The organism is Brevibacillus sp. MER 51, from assembly GCF_023714195.1.
Lineage (GTDB): Bacteria > Bacillota > Bacilli > Brevibacillales > Brevibacillaceae > Brevibacillus.
The window spans coordinates 125404-145472 of record NZ_JAMAUS010000003.1 but is presented as its reverse complement, the minus strand read 5'-3'; the positions used below and the strand labels follow the sequence as shown (position 1 = coordinate 145472).

General features: G+C 49.1%; 18 protein-coding genes and 1 riboswitch. Of the genes, 8 read left to right on the top strand and 10 right to left on the bottom strand.

Annotated elements, in window-relative coordinates:
• The first annotated feature begins 23 nt into the window (after positions 1 to 23).
• The 4 genes from M3630_RS07740 to M3630_RS07725 all read left to right on the top strand — a co-directional run bounded on the left by M3630_RS07740 (position 24) and on the right by M3630_RS07725 (position 2857).
• Positions 24 to 743: a 3-ketoacyl-ACP reductase gene (locus tag M3630_RS07740; RefSeq protein ID WP_251251749.1), complete on the top strand. Its 720-nt coding sequence runs from the start codon at positions 24 to 26 to the stop codon at positions 741 to 743.
• Positions 744 to 951: 208 nt separating this feature from the next.
• Positions 952 to 1101, top strand: a complete 150-nt coding sequence (locus M3630_RS07735; protein ID WP_162837744.1) for a hypothetical protein — start codon at positions 952 to 954, stop codon at positions 1099 to 1101.
• A 114-nt stretch (positions 1102 to 1215) separates the two neighbouring features.
• Positions 1216 to 1794, top strand: a complete 579-nt coding sequence (locus tag M3630_RS07730; RefSeq protein WP_251251748.1) for a mismatch-specific DNA-glycosylase — start codon at positions 1216 to 1218, stop codon at positions 1792 to 1794.
• 73 nt (positions 1795 to 1867) lie between these two features.
• Positions 1868 to 2857: a phosphotransferase gene (locus M3630_RS07725; RefSeq protein WP_251251747.1), complete on the top strand. Its 990-nt coding sequence runs from the start codon at positions 1868 to 1870 to the stop codon at positions 2855 to 2857.
• 59 nt (positions 2858 to 2916) lie between these two features.
• Here the strand turns inward: M3630_RS07725 and M3630_RS07720 are convergent, their stop codons facing one another.
• Complete coding sequence (locus M3630_RS07720; RefSeq protein WP_251251746.1) at positions 2917 to 4788, bottom strand: bifunctional homocysteine S-methyltransferase/methylenetetrahydrofolate reductase; 1872 nt, start codon at positions 4786 to 4788, stop codon at positions 2917 to 2919.
• 45 nt (positions 4789 to 4833) lie between these two features.
• Positions 4834 to 8280 (bottom strand): methionine synthase, encoded by a 3447-nt coding sequence (gene metH / locus M3630_RS07715; RefSeq protein ID WP_251251745.1) that lies wholly within the window; start codon positions 8278 to 8280, stop codon positions 4834 to 4836.
• Between the two features lie 99 nt (positions 8281 to 8379).
• Positions 8380 to 8481, bottom strand: a riboswitch (SAM riboswitch).
• Between the two features lie 213 nt (positions 8482 to 8694).
• On the opposite strand from metH, the gene M3630_RS07710 reads away from it, so the two are divergent.
• Complete coding sequence (locus M3630_RS07710) at positions 8695 to 8802, top strand: YjcZ family sporulation protein (RefSeq protein ID WP_007724452.1); 108 nt, start codon at positions 8695 to 8697, stop codon at positions 8800 to 8802.
• 67 nt (positions 8803 to 8869) lie between these two features.
• On the opposite strand, the gene M3630_RS07705 is transcribed toward M3630_RS07710, so the two are convergent.
• The gene (locus M3630_RS07705; protein WP_251251744.1) at positions 8870 to 11074 is read right to left on the bottom strand and encodes a YcdB/YcdC domain-containing protein; all 2205 of its coding nucleotides are present in this window, start codon (positions 11072 to 11074) and stop codon (positions 8870 to 8872) included.
• Entirely contained in the window at positions 11065 to 11637 is a 573-nt protein-coding gene (locus tag M3630_RS07700) for a sigma-70 family RNA polymerase sigma factor (RefSeq protein WP_251251743.1), read from the bottom strand. The genes M3630_RS07705 and M3630_RS07700 overlap by 10 nt, the downstream gene beginning before the upstream one ends.
• Before the next feature lie 198 nt (positions 11638 to 11835).
• On the opposite strand from M3630_RS07700, the gene M3630_RS07695 reads away from it, so the two are divergent.
• From M3630_RS07695 to M3630_RS07685, 3 genes are all read left to right on the top strand, one after another.
• Positions 11836 to 12324, top strand: coding sequence for a hypothetical protein (locus M3630_RS07695; protein WP_173609709.1), 489 nt, complete (start codon positions 11836 to 11838; stop codon positions 12322 to 12324).
• A 366-nt stretch (positions 12325 to 12690) separates the two neighbouring features.
• Positions 12691 to 14406, top strand: coding sequence for an arginine--tRNA ligase (gene argS / locus M3630_RS07690; protein ID WP_251251742.1), 1716 nt, complete (start codon positions 12691 to 12693; stop codon positions 14404 to 14406).
• 125 nt (positions 14407 to 14531) lie between these two features.
• Positions 14532 to 14906, top strand: coding sequence for a hypothetical protein (locus M3630_RS07685; protein WP_173609711.1), 375 nt, complete (start codon positions 14532 to 14534; stop codon positions 14904 to 14906).
• Between the two features lie 72 nt (positions 14907 to 14978).
• On the opposite strand, the gene M3630_RS07680 is transcribed toward M3630_RS07685, so the two are convergent.
• Genes M3630_RS07680 through M3630_RS07655 form a run of 6 tightly spaced genes read right to left on the bottom strand, consistent with a single transcriptional unit; the run spans position 14979 to position 19852 of the window.
• Entirely contained in the window at positions 14979 to 16160 is a 1182-nt protein-coding gene (locus M3630_RS07680) for a thiolase family protein (RefSeq protein WP_251251741.1), read from the bottom strand.
• Positions 16161 to 16188: 28 nt separating this feature from the next.
• Positions 16189 to 16929 carry an amino acid ABC transporter ATP-binding protein gene (locus M3630_RS07675; protein ID WP_285860344.1) on the bottom strand — a complete coding sequence of 247 codons (741 nt, stop codon included), beginning with the start codon at positions 16927 to 16929 and terminating at the stop codon, positions 16189 to 16191.
• A gap of 17 nt (positions 16930 to 16946) precedes the next feature.
• Positions 16947 to 17612 carry an amino acid ABC transporter permease gene (locus M3630_RS07670; protein ID WP_048032419.1) on the bottom strand — a complete coding sequence of 222 codons (666 nt, stop codon included), beginning with the start codon at positions 17610 to 17612 and terminating at the stop codon, positions 16947 to 16949.
• Positions 17613 to 17661: 49 nt separating this feature from the next.
• Complete coding sequence (locus M3630_RS07665; RefSeq protein ID WP_251251740.1) at positions 17662 to 18480, bottom strand: ABC transporter substrate-binding protein; 819 nt, start codon at positions 18478 to 18480, stop codon at positions 17662 to 17664.
• A 44-nt stretch (positions 18481 to 18524) separates the two neighbouring features.
• Positions 18525 to 19187, bottom strand: a complete 663-nt coding sequence (locus M3630_RS07660) for a 3-oxoacid CoA-transferase subunit B (RefSeq protein ID WP_232773118.1) — start codon at positions 19185 to 19187, stop codon at positions 18525 to 18527.
• The gene (locus M3630_RS07655; protein ID WP_251251739.1) at positions 19187 to 19852 is read right to left on the bottom strand and encodes a CoA transferase subunit A; all 666 of its coding nucleotides are present in this window, start codon (positions 19850 to 19852) and stop codon (positions 19187 to 19189) included. Before M3630_RS07655 ends, M3630_RS07660 begins: the two co-directional genes overlap by 1 nt.
• Positions 19853 to 20069: the final 217 nt, after the last annotated feature.

The window sequence follows — 20069 nt, the reverse complement described above, 5'->3', positions numbered from 1 at the left end:
CTTGAAAAAGGAGTGTTTTTCGTTTGGCTATCGATCTAAAAGGAAAAACCGCATTCATTACGGGTGCAGGTAAAGGTATTGGCCGCGCAATTGCGATCGCTCTCGCAAAGGAAGGCGTGCATCTCGGTCTCTTGGCTCGCTCTGAGGAAAATCTGAAGCAAGTCGCCAAGGAAGTAGAAGCATACGGCGTCAAGGTAGCGATTGCGACCGCAGACGTCTCCAATTACAATGCTGTCACAACAGCTGTTGCTTCTATCAAAAATGAACTGGGTCAGATTGATATCCTGATCAATAATGCGGGCGTTGCCAAATTCGGCAAGTTCATGGAGCTGGAAACAAGTGAATGGGAGCAAATCATCCAAGTTAACCTGATGGGTGTCTACTACGTGACTCGCGCGGTGCTCCCAGGTATGATTGAGCAAAACGCCGGTGACATTATCAACATCTCTTCCACAGCAGGACAAAAAGGTGCTCCTCTTACCAGTGCGTACAGCGCATCCAAGTTCGGTGTTCTTGGTCTGACGGAGTCTTTGGCTCTTGAAGTACGCAAACACAACATCCGCGTCACGGCGCTGACTCCGAGTACGGTAGCTACCGATTTGGCTTTGGACTTGGGTCTGACAGACGGAAATCCTGAGAAGACGATGCAGCCTGAGGATATTGCTGAGTTCGTGGTTAGCCAGCTGAAACTGAACAAACGCATCTTTGTGAAATCCGCTGGACTGTGGTCCACCAATCCATAGAAATGACATGGCAAAAAAGCGAAAAGAGTCCGTTCGTACAGGCGGATTTCTTTTCGCTTTTTTTCGAAGCCCTGTGAAATCGCTTCAATTTTGTTCACGTTCTATCCACGATTTCTTCACGCCTTATTCACACCTGCCCAACCAAAAATGCCCTCAACTGGAGTATGATGAACATGTAAAACATTTCCACAAAGTGGAGGGTATCCTTATGATACAAATGCTGTCGAATTGGTTGTGGGGTAATGAAGAACAAGAAGTCGTTCCATTCGAGACGAAAAGATACGTCCGGAATGAAATGGAGCAATTCACGTTCAACGAGCCACAGCAAGTGCTGCCGTATCCGCATCCCCAGCTCTAAGATCCGTTACTTGATCCAATATAACCTGAAGCTGCCGAGTCTGGCAGCTTTTTTTGCTTCTTTCTGAAAGCGCTCACTGATGTGCTACAATGTGGTAAACAGGAGGGGTTCGCTTTGGTCGAGTTCACAGAAAAATGGTTGCCTACATACATACGCCGCGATTTGGCAGTCTTATTTTGCGGGATCAATCCAGGGCGTATATCAGCTACGACGGGTTTTCACTACGCCAATCCAGCCAACCTGTTTTGGCGCGGATTGTACGAAGGAGGCCTTACACCTCACAAGCTCTTGCCAGAGGAAACTGCTACCCTCTTAGAATACAACTATGGTATTACCGATCTGGTCTCACGCCCTACCCGCTCCGCAACAGACCTGCGCAATGAGGATTTTGCTGCAGGGGCAGAGCTGTTCGTCCAAATGATCCAGACTTACCGGCCTCGTGTCATCTGTTTTAACGGCATTACTGCTTTTCGTCACGCGACTGGACAAAAAAAACAAGCAATTTCACTGGGGCTTCAGCCAATCAGGTACTTTGGGACAGAAGATTGGTCAGGCAGCTATGTGTTTGTCGTCCCGTCTACAAGTGGGGCTAACGCATCTTTTACACGTGAGGAACGAATCGCTAAGTTTACTGAGCTGAGTCATTTTTTACGCGAAATGAATTGGCACCCTCTTTCCTCGCCTGCTAAGTAGATCCTTTAGTGTCATTCACCCCTATTCTTCCGTACAATACTTGTAGCTCTGTACGCAAGGAGGGGCATCAGCAGTGGACGACCTCATCAAAAAAATCCAGATCAAATACGACATGACTGTTTTGCATCACAAGACCATTCGGGATACACCCAAATCACTCGTCATTTACTTGGAAACAACCAATGGCAAATTCATTGGAAAAGCTTCCACTCTGCAAAAGGAACGTTTACATTTCATCCTGGATGCTGAAGCGCATTTGCGGAAAAAAGACGTACTCATCCCCGACATTCAACGAACCAAAAATAATAAGCGTTACATAACTCATAAGGAAAATCTTTTCGTTCTCCACCAAAGGCTATCCTGGCCAAATATCGCGTATAACTCCCCTATTCGAATGGAACGGATCGGCTCGGTATTGGGCAAATTTCATATGAGGTCGCTCGGTTTTTCTTCCAAGCATGGCAACCTTTATAATGGCGCAGAAAAATGGACCGTGGAGTACAAGACAGATTTAGCTGCCCTTGAGAAGTGGGAGCTTCAATATGCCGGGAAGAATGATCAAAAATACGCTGTGATCGCGGAATACCTTCCTTTTTTTAAACAAGCCGGGATCACAGCAAAGGAACATTTGATATCCTCTCCATACTTTTCGAAATGGAAAAGGGAACCCTTAACCAACCATTTTCTCTGTCATGGAGATTTTAATAATGGGAATTTGCTCGTCAGTAATCAAAGAATTGCGATCATTGACTGGGAGGACGTTCGTTACGATTTTCCGTCCAAAGACATTGCCCGTGTTCTATCCCTTGCTATGCGAAAAAATGACCAGTGGAACGAGGAATTGTTCTCTCATATATTGCGTGGCTATCTCCAAGAAAACCCCCTTTCGATGGAGCAACTGCATTTGCTCTTTGTCGATCTCACTTTCCCGCATATCATTGAACGTTTTTTACGCAAAAAGCTGTATGCCCAGATGGACCTTGCGGAGATTCAACAGTTTTGCAATCGGGAAGCTCTCAAGACCGCCTTTATGCTAAACGAAATGAAGGCCCATGTGTATTAGAAGCAAGGCTATAGCCTGTCTATACAATGGGCCTTCCCTATATATCTGGCGTAAAACCGTTAAGCCTGGGCCATCTTCACCAAAGAGCTTTGCTGGCGTGTATATTGAATGAGCTCTGCCGCCATCTCGTAATAATTGAACGGTGTAATCAGATAGATACCATTGAAGTAACGAACGGCCGTGTCGACCAATTCCTTCGCGATTGCAATTCCTTCCTGTCTGGCGGCTTCTCCCTGAACCTTTTTCATCCGTTCCAGAGCCTCTGTCGACAGTTTGATTCCGGGCACTTCATTATGCAGGAACTCCGCATTACGCGAGCTGGTCAACGGCATGATCCCGATAAAGACAGGAATGCCGATATGCTTCGTCGCCTCGTACACATTCCGAATGGACTCTGCATCGTACACAGGTTGCGTCATAATGTAATCCGCGCCTGCCTCGACCTTCTTTTCCAATCGGGCAACAGCAGCATCCATATTTCGGACATTCGGATTAAAGGCGGCGCCTACGATGAACTGGGCTTTTTGCTTTAACGGACGTCCTGAGAACGAAACACCTTCGTTCAACTGCTTCACCATGCGGATTAGATCAAACGAGGTCACGTCAAATACCGAGCTGGCACCCGGCAAGTCCCCAAAGCGTGATGGATCGCCAGTAATCACCAATATTTGATCGATCCCCAGAGCGTGCAGCCCCATTAAGTGCGATTGCTGCCCAATCAGATTGCGGTCCCGGCAAGCAAGGTGCAAGAGTGGATCGATTCCATGTCTGCTCTTCATGAGTGCCCCGAGTGCCATGTTGCTCATCCGAACTGTCGCCAACGAATTATCCGCCAGCGTAATCGCGTCCGCTCCTGCTTTGTGCAGCTCGCAGCATCCGTGGATAAATTGGTCTGCATCCAGATCACGTGGCGGATCAAACTCGACAATGATCGTCGTTGCGGTTTTTACGCGCTCGACAATGCTCGGTTTCTCCCTCTCCCTCGTGTTCTGCACAGAAATCGTAGGACGATCTCCAGCTACGATGGTCGGGTTAACACGCGCTTGCGGCTCCAGTGACTCAAGTGCATCCGCAATCGCCTTCACATGTGCAGGTGTGGTTCCGCAGCATCCGCCAATCAACCGAACCCCCTGCTCACGCAAACGAAGCGCACTCTGTCCAAAATATTCAGGTGATGATTTAAAAGCGTATTCTCCGTCAGTCATCCCCAGACGTCCTGCATTCGGGAATACGGATAAGAGTGCATCTTCTGGAATCACTGTATTTTCAAACGAGCGTAAGAGTTCAGCGGGACCAAGGCGACAGTTTAGTCCGATCACGTCAGCGCCCGCGGCTTTCAGCTCAGAAAAGGCATCTGTCAAAGCGTAGCCATCACGTGTACGCCCTACCTCCAAAGTGGCTAACTGCGCGATTACGGGTACATCTGTGAGCGGGCGGATTACCTCGATCGCCAGAAGCAGCTCCTCCAAATCGAGGAACGTCTCCAGAATCAGTCCATCCACGCCCGCATGCAACAATGCGATTGCTTGTTCCTCATACTGGTCACGGAATTCATCCAATACCTTTTTCTTCACCCGTCCAGCCAAAATCGATCCGATGCTGCCAGCTACATACGCATCATCCTGTGCAGCTTCCCTTGCAATGGCGACTGCAAGCCGGTTAATCCTCGCTACTTTATGCTCCAAACCGTAACGGCTCAATGCATCTCGGTTGGCAGAATACGTATTTGTCTCCAGGAAACGTGCACCCGCCTGGTAGTAAGACGTATGGACTTCATGCACCAAACGAGGGTTGGACAAACACAGCTCTTCAAAGCTGACGCCAACCGGGACGCCCAGCCCGTGCAGTTGGGTCGCCATTGCACCATCTCCGACTAGGAGGTGGTCTTTCAAGTAGGCTCGTAAATCTTTCTTTCTCGTCGTCAACTCCATCCCTTCTCTCCCATTTTCATATATACATGGTCAAACTCCGTCGTTTTAGACTTCAAAAATAGATGGACCTGCATTGAAGTAACGCGCTTCAGGGTGAGCAAATACCATCGCCGATACGGAAGCCTCTGGCTCCATCATGAAGCCCTCTGTCAGCTGAACGCCGATATCCTCTGGACGCAATAGACGGAACAACTGCGCCTGATCTTCCAGGTTCGGGCAAGCTGGGTAACCGAAGGAGACACGAATGCCCTGATATCTAGCTCCAAAGCGCTCTAGCATCGTCATTTCAACAGGGTCTGGTATACCCCACACGTCGCGCATGACGTGATGAATTCGCTCAGCAAATGCCTCTGCCAGCTCCAATGCCAAGGCTTGGAGGACATGAGAGCGCAAGTAGTCACCACGCTCTTTTAGCTCTGTAGATTTTTCGCGAATCCCGCCCCCAGCCGTTACGGTCAGGAATCCGACATAATCCATTTCCTTGCTCTCCACCGGTCGCAAGAAGTCGGCCAGGCAAAGATGAGGTTCTTCCAGCTGACGCGGGAACGAAAAGCGCTCCAGCAACTTGCTGTGGTCTTTTGGATCATAGACCAAAATATCGTTGCCATCTGACTGAGCCGGGAAGAACTGATACACACCGTGGGTCGAAATGGTTCCTTTTTGCTTCGCTTCATGCAATAACTCTTCCACAATGCCGTACAGTTCCAGTACCTTCTCGTCGCCTTCCTCTATCAATCTATCTACATTTCCGCGTACGCCGAGGTGTTTTCCGAGGAGCATCCGCAGGTTCAAATACGGTTGCAGATGGCTCAGCGGGTATTGTCGCAAAACATGTCGTTCACAATCGGGCGGCAGATGGATTGGAACGGTTCTGCTGATGGCTGAACGAGAGGGCAAAGGTGCTTTTTTCTCCTCGACAACAGGCTGAGCCGTTGCGACTGCTTCCAGCAGATGCTGCTGTTCCTCTACCAAGCGATCACGTTCTTCTGGATTTTGCAGACGATTCACGAGCTCCAGACCATCCATGGCGTCTTTTGCGTATAAAACAATTCCACGGTATTCCGGTGCAATCCGGTTCGATGTGAATTTGCGCGTCAATGCCGCACCGCCAACCATCATCGGGATATCAATGCCTGCTTCACGCAGGTCTTGTGCGGTAATGACCATTTGCTGCGCGGATTTTACCAGGAGTCCAGACAGACCGATGGCATCCGGCTTTTCTTCTCTGCATGCGGCAATCAGTTGCTCTGGCGGTACCTTGATCCCCAGGTTTACGACATTGTAGCCGTTGTTTGACAAAATAATTTCCACGAGGTTTTTTCCGATGTCGTGTACGTCGCCCTTGACTGTCGCCAGCAAGATTTTCCCCTTTGCAGCGGCATCGCTTTTTTCCATGAATGGTTCTAAAAACGATACGGATGCCTTCATGACTTCCGCGCTCTGCAGTACTTCTGCCACGATCAACTGGTTGCCGTTGAACAGGCGACCTACCTCTTCCATCCCAGCCATCAACGGACCATTGATGATCTCGAGCGGTGTGTATTTATCCAAAGCCAGCTTCAGGTCTTCCACCAGACCATCCTTGGAGCCTTCGACAACATAACGGGCCAAACGTTCTTCGAGTGTTAACGAGGAAACTTCCACACGGACTTCCTTTTTCTTTTGACGATAAAATTCAGTGAAGGCCGCCAATGTCTCGTCATTTGTCTCGAATAGAAGGGCTTCTGCCAGCTTTCTCTCGTCTTCTGGAATCGAAGCGTAGCGCTCCAGCTTTTCCGTGTTGACGATGGCGTAATCAAGCCCTGCGAGAGTAGTGTGGTACAAGAAGACCGCATTCAGCACTTCCCGACCCGCAGGAGGCAAGCCGAAGGAAACATTACTGACACCCAGGATCGTCTTGCAAGCAGGCATTGCCTGTTTGATCAAACGAATGCCTTCTACGGTTTCCTTGGCAGAGCCGATGTATTGTTCATCCCCTGTCCCTACTGGAAAGACAAGTGGATCAAAAATAATATCCTGTGGCTTTATTCCATACTGGTTGACGAGAATGTCATACGAACGTTGCGCGACCTCCAGCTTCTTTTCGCGAGTGATAGCCATACCCGCTTCTTCAATCGTTCCGACGACAACGGAGGCACCGAACTTGTGAATAAGCGGAACCACTTCCTCAAATCGATCCAACCCGTCTTCCAGGTTAATCGAGTTGAGAATGGCCTTCCCTTGCGAATAGCGAAGTCCCAGTTCCATGACCTTGGCATCTGTCGAGTCGATCATGAGCGGTGCTTTTACTTTTTTCACGATGAACTGTAGGAATTTTTCCATATCTTCGTATTCATCACGGTCGGGGTCAGCCAAGCATATATCGATGACATGTGCCCCACGCTTTACTTGGGCTCGGGCAATATCAGACGCTTCTTCATAGTGACCAGCTGCAATCAGATCACGAAATTTTTTGGAACCGATGACATTGGTCCTCTCCCCTACGAGCAAGGGACGATTGTCATCTTCGACGTAAACGACCTCGATCCCGGAGACCGCGCTCAGCGGTTCTACAGCAGCACTGCGCGGCTTGCAGTCTTTCAATGCTTCTGCCATCGCTTGAATATGGTCAGGCGTTGTTCCGCAACAACCGCCAGCGACGTTGATCCAGCCCTGTTCCGCGAACGCCCGCATTTTCGAAGCAAGTCCCTGTGGCGTTTCATGGTAATGACCGTTCTCATCTGGCAAGCCTGCGTTCGGATAACAGCTGACCGCACATTGGGCAATTCCTGATAGTGTCCGCAGATGATCACGCATGAACTCAGGTCCTGTCGCACAGTTCAGACCTATAGAGACAGGCTTTATATGCTCCAAGGAGACGTAAAACGCCTCGATATTTTGGCCCGCCAGCGTCGTGCCCATCGGCTCAATCGTACCTGACAGCATAACGGGGAGCTCCTGTCCAAGCTCTTCAAAAGCTTTGCGAATCCCGATCCCGCCAGCCTTGACGTTCAACGTATCTTGCGAGGTTTCTAAAAGAAGAACATCGGAGCCGCCGAGAATCAAACCTTTTGCCTGACGATAATACGCCTCGATCAGTTCTTCAAAGGTGACACCGCCTGTCAACGAAAGGGTTTTGGTCGTCGGTCCCATGGCACCTGCTACAAAACGCGGCCACTCCTCCGTGGAATAGGCATCCACCGCTTCTCTGGCCAAGCGAGCTGCCGCTATATTGATCTCAAGGTCTTTCTCTGGCACATCGTACTCGGCCAAAACAATGGAAGCAGCACCAAACGTATTTGTCTCGACGATGTCTGCGCCTGCCTCTAAATATTTCTCATGAATGGAACGAATCACATCTGGTCTGGTCAAGTTCAGGAGTTCATTACAGCCATCATAGGCTTCACCGCCGAAATCATCAGCAGTCAGATTCGCCTGTTGAAGCATGGTGCCCATTGCACCGTCCAGAATCAGAATTTTCCGGGAAAGCTGTTCGCGAAAAGTTGGTTTCATTGACGTGCCCCTTTTCTCCCTTGCATCTGGGTAAATAAAAAAATCCTCTTCTTTGAAAGAAGAGGATTTGTCAGCAGATACGAAAACGCCTGAGACATCCTCTTATCTTTCAAAGCACGTAGCTTTGCTGGAATTGGCACCGGATTTTTACCGGTTGCCGAGGCTTCATCAGGCCAGTCCCTCTGCCTCTCTGGATAAGAGTCGTACACTTGTCATTTAGTTGGTTTGCGAAATGTCTTGAATGTTTGCAAGTATCTTAACACCCCCTTTGTCTCCCCGTCAATTGTGAATTGTCTATTTTTTACTGAGCTTCTCTTCTTACCCGCCCATTTTTGCCTAAGCTGGGCATCCGCCCAGTCCAATATCGGCATTCGTGTATAGACTGGAGTATAACGGAAAGGAGGGGAAACAAAGATGAGTACATCTTTCTGCGGTAACGGATTCTTCGGTGACTGCTTCGCAATCGTGCTCGTGCTGTTTATCCTGTTGGTTATTATCGGGTGCTCGTGTGACGACTGTTAGATAAGTGTGTAAAAAAGGCTATCCCAAAAGCCATCAGGAATGGCTGCGGGATAGCCTTTTTTTCTTGTTATTTGGTGATGATCTTGCCTGTCACAGCATCCAGAGTAATATATTTGAACGCCAGCTTTTCGTCACTCCACGGCACATACGCCAGCTTTGGTTGAGCTAATTTTTGCCCATCCACATCTCTCCTCAAATAGACCAGCTTTAATGGCATGACTCGTAAATACGCCTCAACAGCATTGTCTTTCGAGACGATCTCGTCGGATGCTGGAAGCTCCACCAACTCGTGCGTCTCTCTGTAGTTTTCGAACTTTGTCACTTTGCCAGAAGACGGATCGACTGTTACTGAATAAGCCGCTTTTGGCCAGCGATCCTGTACTGGAATGCCATCCTTGCTCATGAGATATCTGAATTCCCATTCGCCCGAAGACACAGGATTCGTTTCGTCTGGCTGTATGACTTTCGCCAATTGCACTTCTTTTATGCCTGGATCAACGTATTTAGGCAGAAAGGCAAGTGCAGCCTCTTCCGCTTGCTCGCGTTTGACTGTCACTGCTGTATCGGATCGCGGTGACCCCAGCCCGACGACACTGCCTGTTTCTGCGAGAACTTCTACGCCGATATACTTGTCATTTTTATCATTCCAGACGTATTCCTTGCGTCCGTCACGGTTACTCTCTCTATAGGTCGAGTCATCCACTTGTATGCCGAATTCCGCTTGCAGCAACGCTTTTGCCTCATCCTTGGAGCGAACCTTGACGTATTCCTTTGGAGATTCGATCGGATGTGCTTCCTTCGTATTCAACTGATCATAAGCAAGCCCGTTATCTCCCGTTCCATACACCATCTTGCCATTGGTCGCGTCGATATACCACTCCTGACCATCTTCACGTCCTCTTTGCATGAAGGAAACAGCTGGTGTGTACTCCAGAATGGGCTGCCACATATCCCCTTGATTTGATTGTGGCTGTATTCTCGGATTCTGCACGTACCGAAGCTTCATATGCTCGCTCAGCTCTTTGATGGCTACCTCTTCTGACACAGCAGTCGATACATCCGGGTACTGCGACGGCTCAAATGATTCGAGCCCCTTATTGAAATATTCGAGGTGGCCAGAGTCGGTTGTTTCGATGCTTATTTCATCAGACAACACCGGCATCCCGTTATAGTATCTCAGGTACAATCCCGGATGGTTAGCGTCCAACAACCGATAGTTCTCGCTATCAGCCCCGAGCAGCTTGTTCAGGAACTGTCGCTCTTGCTCCAATGCTTTTGCTCCTTCTGCTCTTTTCTGGCTCTTTGCTTCCTTTTCATCCTTAAACAGAAGCCTATAATGTTCCAATGCTTGACCATTGCCAGTGATCACAAGAGAAACTTCATGACCCTCTTTGTTCGTTTTCCCCAAAATGAATGACATGCCATCGTGGTTCTTTTCTTTATCCAAAAGAAGAAGGGATGGGCTCAAATCGGGCATGGCATCTGTCAGCTTGGTGAAAAAGGCTTGTTCGCTCTTGTTCAATCGCCCGAAAAACGCGACTTGCTCACGTTCGTCAATTCCAACCGACAATACGTCGAACGGAACGGGCTGGCCGTTTTCGATCCGTTGATAATTCACGCTCATCCATGGGCCTTTTACCATATGCTCGTCGGTGTAGATCTGAGTCTCGACGAGCTGATAGGTCTTACTTTCCTCCCCCAAAAAAGCTTGAAGAAATGCGCTTGCTGCTTTCGCCGCAGTCTTGGATGATGGCAAGTTTATCTCCTTCTGTTCTTTCCGCTCACCGTTTATTGTAAAGCTCTCAATTTGTCCTGTCTGTGTATCATAGACAACATTGGCACGCGCAGTATCCCCTTCCAGTAAAGTTAGTGCACTGAATCCATAGCTTGTACGATCCACTCTTATTGTCATTTTGCTCAAGGCTGGAATCACTTTTTTCAATGGTAAGACGGCATCTTCCGCCGACACCATTACACTGTTCTGATTTGCCTCTTTATTATTTGTTTTCGTAGCAGTCGTTGCAATCGCATTCGTTACATTTTTGCCATTTGGCAACTGTGGAAACCAGCCTTGCTGGTGCATTCCCACAGCAGTAACCGCCAAGCAAGCTGCCAGCGAACCAGCCACGAAAATTCGGTTTCGATTCTTGTGTTTATTCTTTGCAATCGCATCTCTGATCCGCAATTCCATCTCTTTTGTAAACCTCACTTCCTCCACTGATTCCCCACTTGCGCTCCGCACCGCTTCACGCATTTGCTTATCTACGTCCATTCCAATCCCTCCTTTTCACACAATGCCTTAAAATGTTTTCGGGCCCGTGACAATTGGGTTCGTACGGCATCTTCTGAAATATCCAACACATGCGCAATCTCTTTTATCGACAAATCTTCATAGTAATGAAGTACCATGACTTTTCGGTACAGCGGCGAGAGCTTCATCACCTGCTCCGCTACCTGTATCTTGCTCATTTGTCCGATGACTGCCGATTCAACATTTGCCGTGTCGACCTTTTCCGGGGGTGCTTCCTCTTTGGAGAGGTATGTAGAAAAAATCTGGCGAAAGGACCACGAGCGCAAATATTTGCGGGACTCGTTGATCGCGATTCGGTAAAGCCATGTTTTCACGCTACTCTGATGGCGGAACTGATCCAGACCCCGATACGCCTTCAGAAACACTTCCTGGGTAATGTCTTCCGCAATTCCCCGATCCTTGACGATCAAGTAGGCGAGCTGCACGATGTTGTCTCCGTACTCGCTCATGAGCCTCGTCAGCTTCTCCTCGTTGGTCAATTGCAGCGTCCGGTCCACTTCGCTACTTTTGGCACTTGCATTCACGCGCTGTTCACCTCCTTGTTTCGTGTTGATATGTATTTGATCCAGCTGACTTGTTTTTGTGACAAGAATATCCAATTATTTTTTCCATAATCCTTTTCTCTTCTTCCACTGCTGCACTCTGTTACGTTGCTTTCATTGTCAGCGCCCATTGCTTTTGCTATCATGAGGCTTATTGTAGAGCGAAAGGAACGAGATGACATGGATGACTTGCAAGCACGAGAAAAAGACAAATTTCTGTCCTGTTTGGAAACCATAAAAGAACTATCCAAATCCGATTTTGAAACCTATTCCATCGTTAAGAATACCGAAACCGGGGAACATTATCTCCATTATTTTTTGTCCCACATTAACTTGTCCGAGGGAGGCAGAAGAGACGATTACGATCACTTCCTGCCGATTGAATCCGACGATATTTTAGCGATTATGTTTGGCGAACAGCCGTACCAGTTTCCGGAGAACTGGCGCTCCGCTTATTTGCGAAGTGGGAATGACAATCGATTGATCCCGTTCGATCCATCGGAAAATTACGATCTGGACGAGGCCGCTGCTGCCGAGTTGGCTATGCTAGAAAAGTTGGAGCAGTACAAAGAGCAAATGATGAATGCGGAAAACCTCAGCGCGGAAGAAAAGGAAGAGCTGACCAAGCAATATTTCGCGGAATTAGATAAGATATTAAAAAAACCTTGATCGAGGCACCTTGCATCATGACGGTATAAACAGCTATAATTCTAGTGAAACAGACGAATCGTTGATGAGGAAAGTACTCCTTGTGTGAGGACGAAAGCGAGTCGGGGACGGTGTGAGCCCGATGCCAAACCATGTGAGGAAGCGCCCCTCGGAGATGCGGCCTGAACATCCTGCGCCAGCCATTATGGGCAACGGATCGTGTAGGGCCTATGCCGGGACTGCCCGTTACAGCAGATCAAGCGGTTTTTGCCTTCCTGTTCGATGGAAGGGAAAAACAACAAGAGTGGCACCGCGGGAGTATAACCTCTCGTCTCTTTTTCACAGGAGACGTAGAGGTTTTTTTATTTGAAAGGAGTAGAAATTTAGATGAGTTACAAACACCAAGTCGCTGAAAAGATTGCCGCTACGCTCTCCTCGATGGGCGTTGACACACTGACCAAAGAAGCTGTATACGGCATGCTGGAAACACCTCCAAACCCTGCAATGGGCGATGTGGCCTTCCCATGCTTCCAATTGGCAAAAGCATTGCGCAAAGCCCCACCGATGATCGCATCAGAGCTGGCTGGACAGCTCACCGGTGCACCAGTGCGCGAATCGCAAGCAGTTGGTCCGTACGTGAATCTGTTCCTGGATCAAGAAAATGTGGCAGAGCAAGTAATCGGAACCATCCTTACCCAAGGCAGCACATTCGGAAGCAGCAATGTCGGTCAAGGGCGCAAAGTACCAATCGACCTCTCCTCCCCGAATATCGCGAAGCCGTTTTCCATGGGTCACCTGCGCTCTACCGTTATCGGGAACGCAATTGCCAACATCATGGAAAAGCAAGGCTACGAGCCAGTGCGCATCAATCACTTGGGTGACTGGGGTACACAGTTCGGGAAACTGATCGTTGCGTATCGCCTCTGGGGTGACGAAGCAAAGGTAAAAGCAGAACCAATCAAGGAGCTGCTCAGCCTCTACGTTCGTTTCCACGAAGAAGTCGAGAACAATCCTACCTTGGAAGATCAAGGCCGCGAATGGTTCAAAAAGCTCGAGGATGGCGACGAAGAAGCACAGCATCTGTGGAAATGGTTCCGTGATGAGTCCCTCAAGGAATTCATGAAGATCTACGACCTGATGAACGTAGCCTTCGACTCCACACACGGGGAAGCGTTCTACAACGACAAAATGGATCGCGTTGTTACATTGCTCGAGGAAAAAGGGCTATTGACTGAATCCGACGGTGCGATGGTCGTGAACCTCGATGAATACAACATGCCGCCATGCCTGATCAAAAAATCTGACGGCGCTACCCTGTACGCAACGCGCGATTTGGCTGCTGCCCTCTTCCGTCACGAATCGTACGATTTTGCAAAAGCACTCTATGTCGTAGGAAACGAGCAACGTCTTCACTTCCAGCAGCTCTATAAAGTGTTGGAAAAAATGGGCTATGCGTGGTCTGCAAATATGCACCACATCCCATTCGGCATGATGCTCAAGGACGGCAAGAAAATGTCCACGCGTAAAGGGAAAGTTGTTCTCTTGGAAGAAGTGTTGGCACAAGCCATTTCTGATGTCCAAAAAGTCATCGAGGAGAAAAACCCTACGCTGTCCAATAAAGAAGAAGTGGCTCGTCAAGTCGGGGTAGGCGCAGTTATTTTCCATGACTTGAAAAACTTCCGCCTCAATGATGTCAACTTCTCCTGGGAAGAGATGCTGACCTTCGAAGGGGAAACAGGACCATACGTGCAATACGCACACGCGCGTGCATGCTCGCTGCTGCGCAGAGGTGGCTACCAGCCAGCATCGGCGGTAAACCTGGCTTCCGGTGCACTCGACAGCAAAGAGGCTTGGGCAGTGATTACCCTCTTGAACGCGTTCCCAGAGATAATCGAACGTGCTGCCGATAACTTCGATCCGTCGCAAATCGGCAAGTATGTGATCGACCTGGCACAAACGTTCAACAAATTCTATGCGAATGTACGCATCCTGGCTGAGGAAGAAGATGTGAAGGCATCTCGTCTCCAGCTCGTAGCAGCAGTCGTTGCTGTGCTGAAGGAAGGTCTGCGTCTGCTCGGTCTGTCTGCTCCAGAAGAAATGTAAGAAAGAATACGAAAAGCCGGTTGCCTTCCTTTTGTGGGGAAGCGCCGGCTTTTTTGATTGTCCCGTGTCATCGTCATTCTTCTGTGAGATAATGAAACGATGGCAGATGAAAGAGGTGAGCAACAATGGGAAGAAGTGTACATTTCGGCAAGACGGATTTTACCTTGCGACTCACTGGCTTGCATACGCTCTTAGCCTTAAAGAGCACGATCACGTTACCTTATCAGTCGATCAAGCATGTCGAGGTTGGTTCTTTCATTCCGCCAAAATGGATGTTGCGCATGCCAGGGACGTCTTTTGGCCCATTGAACATTTATGAAGGAAGCTTTCAGTATAGAAATGAATGGTACTTCCTTTCTTTTACCCAGACAGATTCGTTGTTGATCCTGGAAGTAGAGGGTCATGCCAAATACCAGCACGTCATTGTACAGCTGGAAAACCCAACAGAAGTAGCGGCTACATTGCGAAAATACTTACGTGAACAAAATGCCCCTTCATAACCGATCTAGTTTTCATGACAAACAGCCCCGACATAACAACGTTCGGGGCTTTTTCCTTTGTACATGTAAAGTTTATAGCGTCAAATTTTCATAGATCACTGACATTCCCATGCCACCTGCCATGCACAGCGTCACCATGCCATACTTCTCGCGTCTGCGCATCATTTCGTTCATCAACGTCACTGTCAGCTTCGCGCCAGTTGCTCCCACAGGGTGACCCAAGGCAATCGCGCCTCCATTGACATTCACCTTACTCGAGTCCAGCTCCAAGCATTTGATCACGGACAAAGCCTGGGCGGCAAATGCCTCGTTTAATTCGATGAGCCCAATGTCTTCTAGCGCCAATCCCGCTTTCTCCAGTACTTTTTGCGTAGCGGGAACTGGTCCGATCCCCATCACGTCAGGTTCGACTCCTGCGCTGGCAAAAGCCTTGATTTTCACGAGCGGAGTCAAACCCGCCTCCTCCGCCTTTTCACGAGACATCATTAATACTGCGGCTGCGCCGTCATTCATCGGACACGCATTTCCGGCAGTGATAGATCCCTCTTTTTGAAAAACACTTTTCAGCTTGGCGAGCTCTTCTAGCTTGATATCATGTCGCACCGATTCATCCTGCGCAAAAACACGGGTGCCTTTGCGATCCTTGATTTCAATTGGTACGATCTCATTCGCGAACGTGCCTGCTTCGATTGCTGCCGCTGCTCTTACGTGGCTCTCATAGGCAAACCGATCCTGCTCCTCACGGGAAATACCGTACTGTACCGCCAGCCGTTCTGCGGTCAGCCCCATATGCTCGCCGGTCAACGAGCAGATCAAGCCATCGGACAAAAGAGCGTCCTCCATGGACAAATTGCCGAATTTGCTGCCCCAGCGGTTCTTCACGAGGTAGGGAACACTGCTCATGGATTCCACTCCGCCCGCAATCACCACATCCTCTTGACCTGCTGCAATGGCTAGCGCACCGTTGCCAATTGCTTTCAATCCTGAACCACAGGCTTTAATAACGATGTGACCAAAGACATTGCGTGGAAATCCCGCCAGCTGCGAGCTGATACGTGCAGCATTGAGTCCTCCCCCATGTACGTACCCATTGCCAAAAATCACTTCATTGACTTGTTCCTTCGGCAAATCAACCTTATTCATCAAGCCTTCCAATACCTGCCGCCCCAGCTCTGTTGCCGGTACGTCCCGCAGGCTTTTCCCAAATGCACCCACAGCACTGCGCACACCCGCAACAATGACTACGTCTCTCATACCCCAGCTCCCTTTCGTTTTTACGCCATTACAGTACACGGTTCAAAAATTCTCTCGTGCGCTCTTCTTTCGGGTTGTTGAAAATTTCTTGGGGTCTAGCCATCTCGATGATCTTGCCTTGATTCATAAACGCCACCCAGTCAGCCACTTCCTTGGCAAACCCCATTTCATGCGTCACGATAATCATCGTCATTCCTTCTTGCGCGAGCTGCTTCATTGTCTCCAGCACTTCCCCTACCAGCTCTGGGTCAAGCGCCGAGGTTGGCTCGTCGAAGAGCATGATATCCGGTTTCATCGCCAGTGAACGAGCAATGGCCACGCGTTGCTTTTGTCCACCGGAGAGGCTGGATGGGTAGGCGTCCGCTTTTTCAGAAAGACCTACCTTTTTCAGCAGCCGGAGCGCTTCCTGCTTCGTTTCTTCCTTGTCCGCTTTCTTCGCAATCAGCGGTGCCTCCATGATGTTTTCCAGAACGGTTTTATGCGGGAACAGATTGAAGTGCTGGAACACCATGCCTACCTTTTGCCGTACTTTGGTCAAGTCATCCTTCTTCGGATCGATGCTTTTACCTTCGATATAAATCTCTCCGCCGTCCTTGATCTCCAGAAAATTAATGCATCGAATCAATGTGCTTTTCCCCGATCCACTGGCACCGATCAAGACGACGACCTCACCCTTTCCGACTTGAAGGGTGACATCCTTGAGAACTTCCACTTTTCCGAAGCTTTTCTTCAAATTTTGCACGCGTATCATTTCTCTTTGCTTTTCCATCGTCTTTCCCCTCCGCTTTACGCCTCTCCTTTTGCCAAACGCTTCTCCATGATGTGGACCACATACGTAAACGCCATGACAATAACCAAGTAATAGAGCGCCACAATCAAAAAGTACGTCATTTCATCAAAGGTTTCCGCAGACAAGCGACGAGCCAGCGAGAACAACTCATCCATGGCAATAAAAGCGGCCAGAGATGATTCCTTCAAAGACAAAATAAACTGGTTACCAAGCGGCGGGATCGATCGTTTCATCGCTTGCGGCAAAATGATCCGGCGCATGGTCTGACGAGCCGACATCCCCAAAGACAGCCCTGCCTCCATTTGTCCTTTATCAATCGACTGAATCGAGCCCCGGAAAATCTCTGCGATATAGGCTCCACTGTGAATCGCCAGAGCGAGCGCTGCCGACCAAAATTGACCGAGGTCAATAATTTTGTAAAAGCCGAAATACAAAACGAAAATTTGCACGACCAACGGTGTACCGCGAATGATCATGATGTACGCATTGGCTATGAAGCGTGCAACTGGAAGCTTGGATACCTTTAACAAAGCGACAAACAATCCGATAATCGAGCCTACGATAACAGAAGCGATCGTCAGCTGAAAGGTCAGCAGCAACGGCTTCCAAAAAAACGGCAATGTCCGGAAAAACTCTTCTGTCAGATGGGCAAAACTGGGCACTTGATGCCACCCCTCACTCGTAATGGAATTTGTCTTTTATACCAACTCACTATTCTGCTTTGCTGATATCGCGATTAAAGTACTTCTCGCTCAATTTAACGTAGGTACCATCCTCCATCATTTGCTTGAGCACTTCGTTGATCTTGTTCAGCAATTCCGTATTTCCTTTGCGCACTGCGATTCCATGCTTGACTTCCGAGAGTGGCTTCCCGCTTTTCTTGAGCTTCAAGCCTTGCGCAATGGCAATCTCCCCTACGACGCTATCTGTAATCACGACATCGTGTTTTCCCTGCTCCAAAGCACGCAGAGCCGTTACATCGCTGTCATACGTTTTGATGTTATCCGTATACTCCCGCGCCATCTTTTCGTGTGTAGTGCCGAGTGCGACTGCCACTTCTTTACCTTTCAAACCTTCCAGTGTGCTAATCGTCCCATCCGGGCGAACGAACAGTTGACCACCAGACAAGTAGTACGGGTCTGCGAAATCAACCTGCTGCTTCCGTTCTTCTGTAATCGCATGGCTGGCAATCGCTGCATCGTAGCGTCCTTCTTTTACCCCTGCGATAATACCGGAAAAAGGCGACGTGACTGGCTTTGGCTCAAGACCCAAACGCTTGGCGATCTCATTGCCGATCTCGATATCAAATCCGGTCAATTGACCATCCTTGAAGTAGCTGAATGGCTGATATTCACCTGAAGCCGCGTATACAAATACGCCTGCCTCTTTTGTCATGGACAACGCATTTCCAGCAGAAGCCCCACCCGCTTGCCCTCCCGCACTGTTAGTGGAAGCGCCTTGGCTACATCCGCTTACAAGTAGTGACAACGAAAATACGACTCCTGCGATCATTTTGATTGTTTTTTTCATGTGTTTCATCCCCCTGTTCTATTTGTTCGCGCTTACATTTTTCATTACTCCACCATTTGTAAATTTTCTGAAATCATTAAAGGTGCCCCGGTATTCGTAATGACATTTTCCAAGGTGAACGGGTACATTACCTCTGTCAAAAGCAAGCCTCTTGGCGTGACCTCGATTACAGCCCTCTCGGTGATAATGAGATCGACGCAGCCCTTCGCCGTCAGTGGCAATGTGCACTCCCTGCGGATTTTGGGCTCACCTGCCTGATTGACATGGCTCATGAGCACAATCACTTTCTTGGCGTAATAGGCCAGTTCCGCTCCTCCACCAATTCCATGAACGCGCGAGCCTGGAACAATCCAGTTTGCCAGATCTCCTCGGCGATTCACCTGCAAAGCCCCGATAAACGCTGCATCCAGCTTTCTTCTTCGGATCATGCCATACGCAATGGTGCTGTCGAAATACGATGCCCCCGGTACAACGGTAACAGGTGCTCCACCTGCGTTGGAAATATGCTGGTCCTCTTCTCCCTTTAACGGCGTAGGTCCGACACCCAAGATTCCATTCACCGAGTGAAACATGACTTGCCATTCATTCGGGATAAAATCAGCGACCAGCTCAGGTATTCCGATCCCCAAGTTCACTGCCATTCCGGGAGCGACCTCTTTGGCCGCACGCCACGCAACCATATTTCGCTGATCCATTTCCAACCCCATTAGCTGTTCCCTCCGCCACGAACCACGATATAATCCACAAAAATGCCAGGCGTCACGATTTTATCCGGGTCCAGCTCTCCTGCCGGAACGATCTCTTCCACCTCAGCGATTGTGATATCTGCGGCCATCGCTACTAGCGGATTCAGATTTCTTGCTGCCTTGTCATAAATGAGATTTCCGTAAGTATCCGCCTGTTTTGCATAGACGATCCCTACTTCCGCTGTCAGGGCAGCTTCGATCTGACAGGTTCTTCCGGCAAAAGCAAACGGCTCTGCTCCTTCCATTCGCTCTCCACTCACATGCGCATCTACAACGATTCCCGGAATGCCAACACCCCCTGCCCGAATCTTTTCTGCGAAAATTCCTTGTGGACAAAATGTCACTTCCAGCATTCCATCCAACATTTGTTGACCTGCTTCGGGATTGGAGCCAATATGTGTGGTTATCAGCCGCCTCACCCGTCCATGACTGATCAGCTTTCCGATTCCGATTTCCGGATACCCCGCATCAATTCCGATGAGTGTCAAGCTTTGCACGCCTTTGTGCAAGATCGCATCAATCAAGAGTGCCGGGGAACCGATCGTGCCGAATCCGCCATACATCAGCCGGGTGCCATCCAGAACATGCTCCACTGCTTGTTCGTGCGTCACCAGTTTTGATAACATCGCATGCATTTCCTTGTCTCGTATTCTTGGGTAAATCGCTTACGTCGAACTATGTAGTAGCAACTCTTGTGCCAAGCCTCAAAGCGGCATAAAAACACAAGCAAGCTACAAGCTACTTCTATTACTGAGTCGAAATAGACTCACTTTTGAAGCGAAAAGGCAGGAAAAGTCTAACTTTTCTAATGAATCGATTTCGACTCAGCTAGTTTTAATTTCG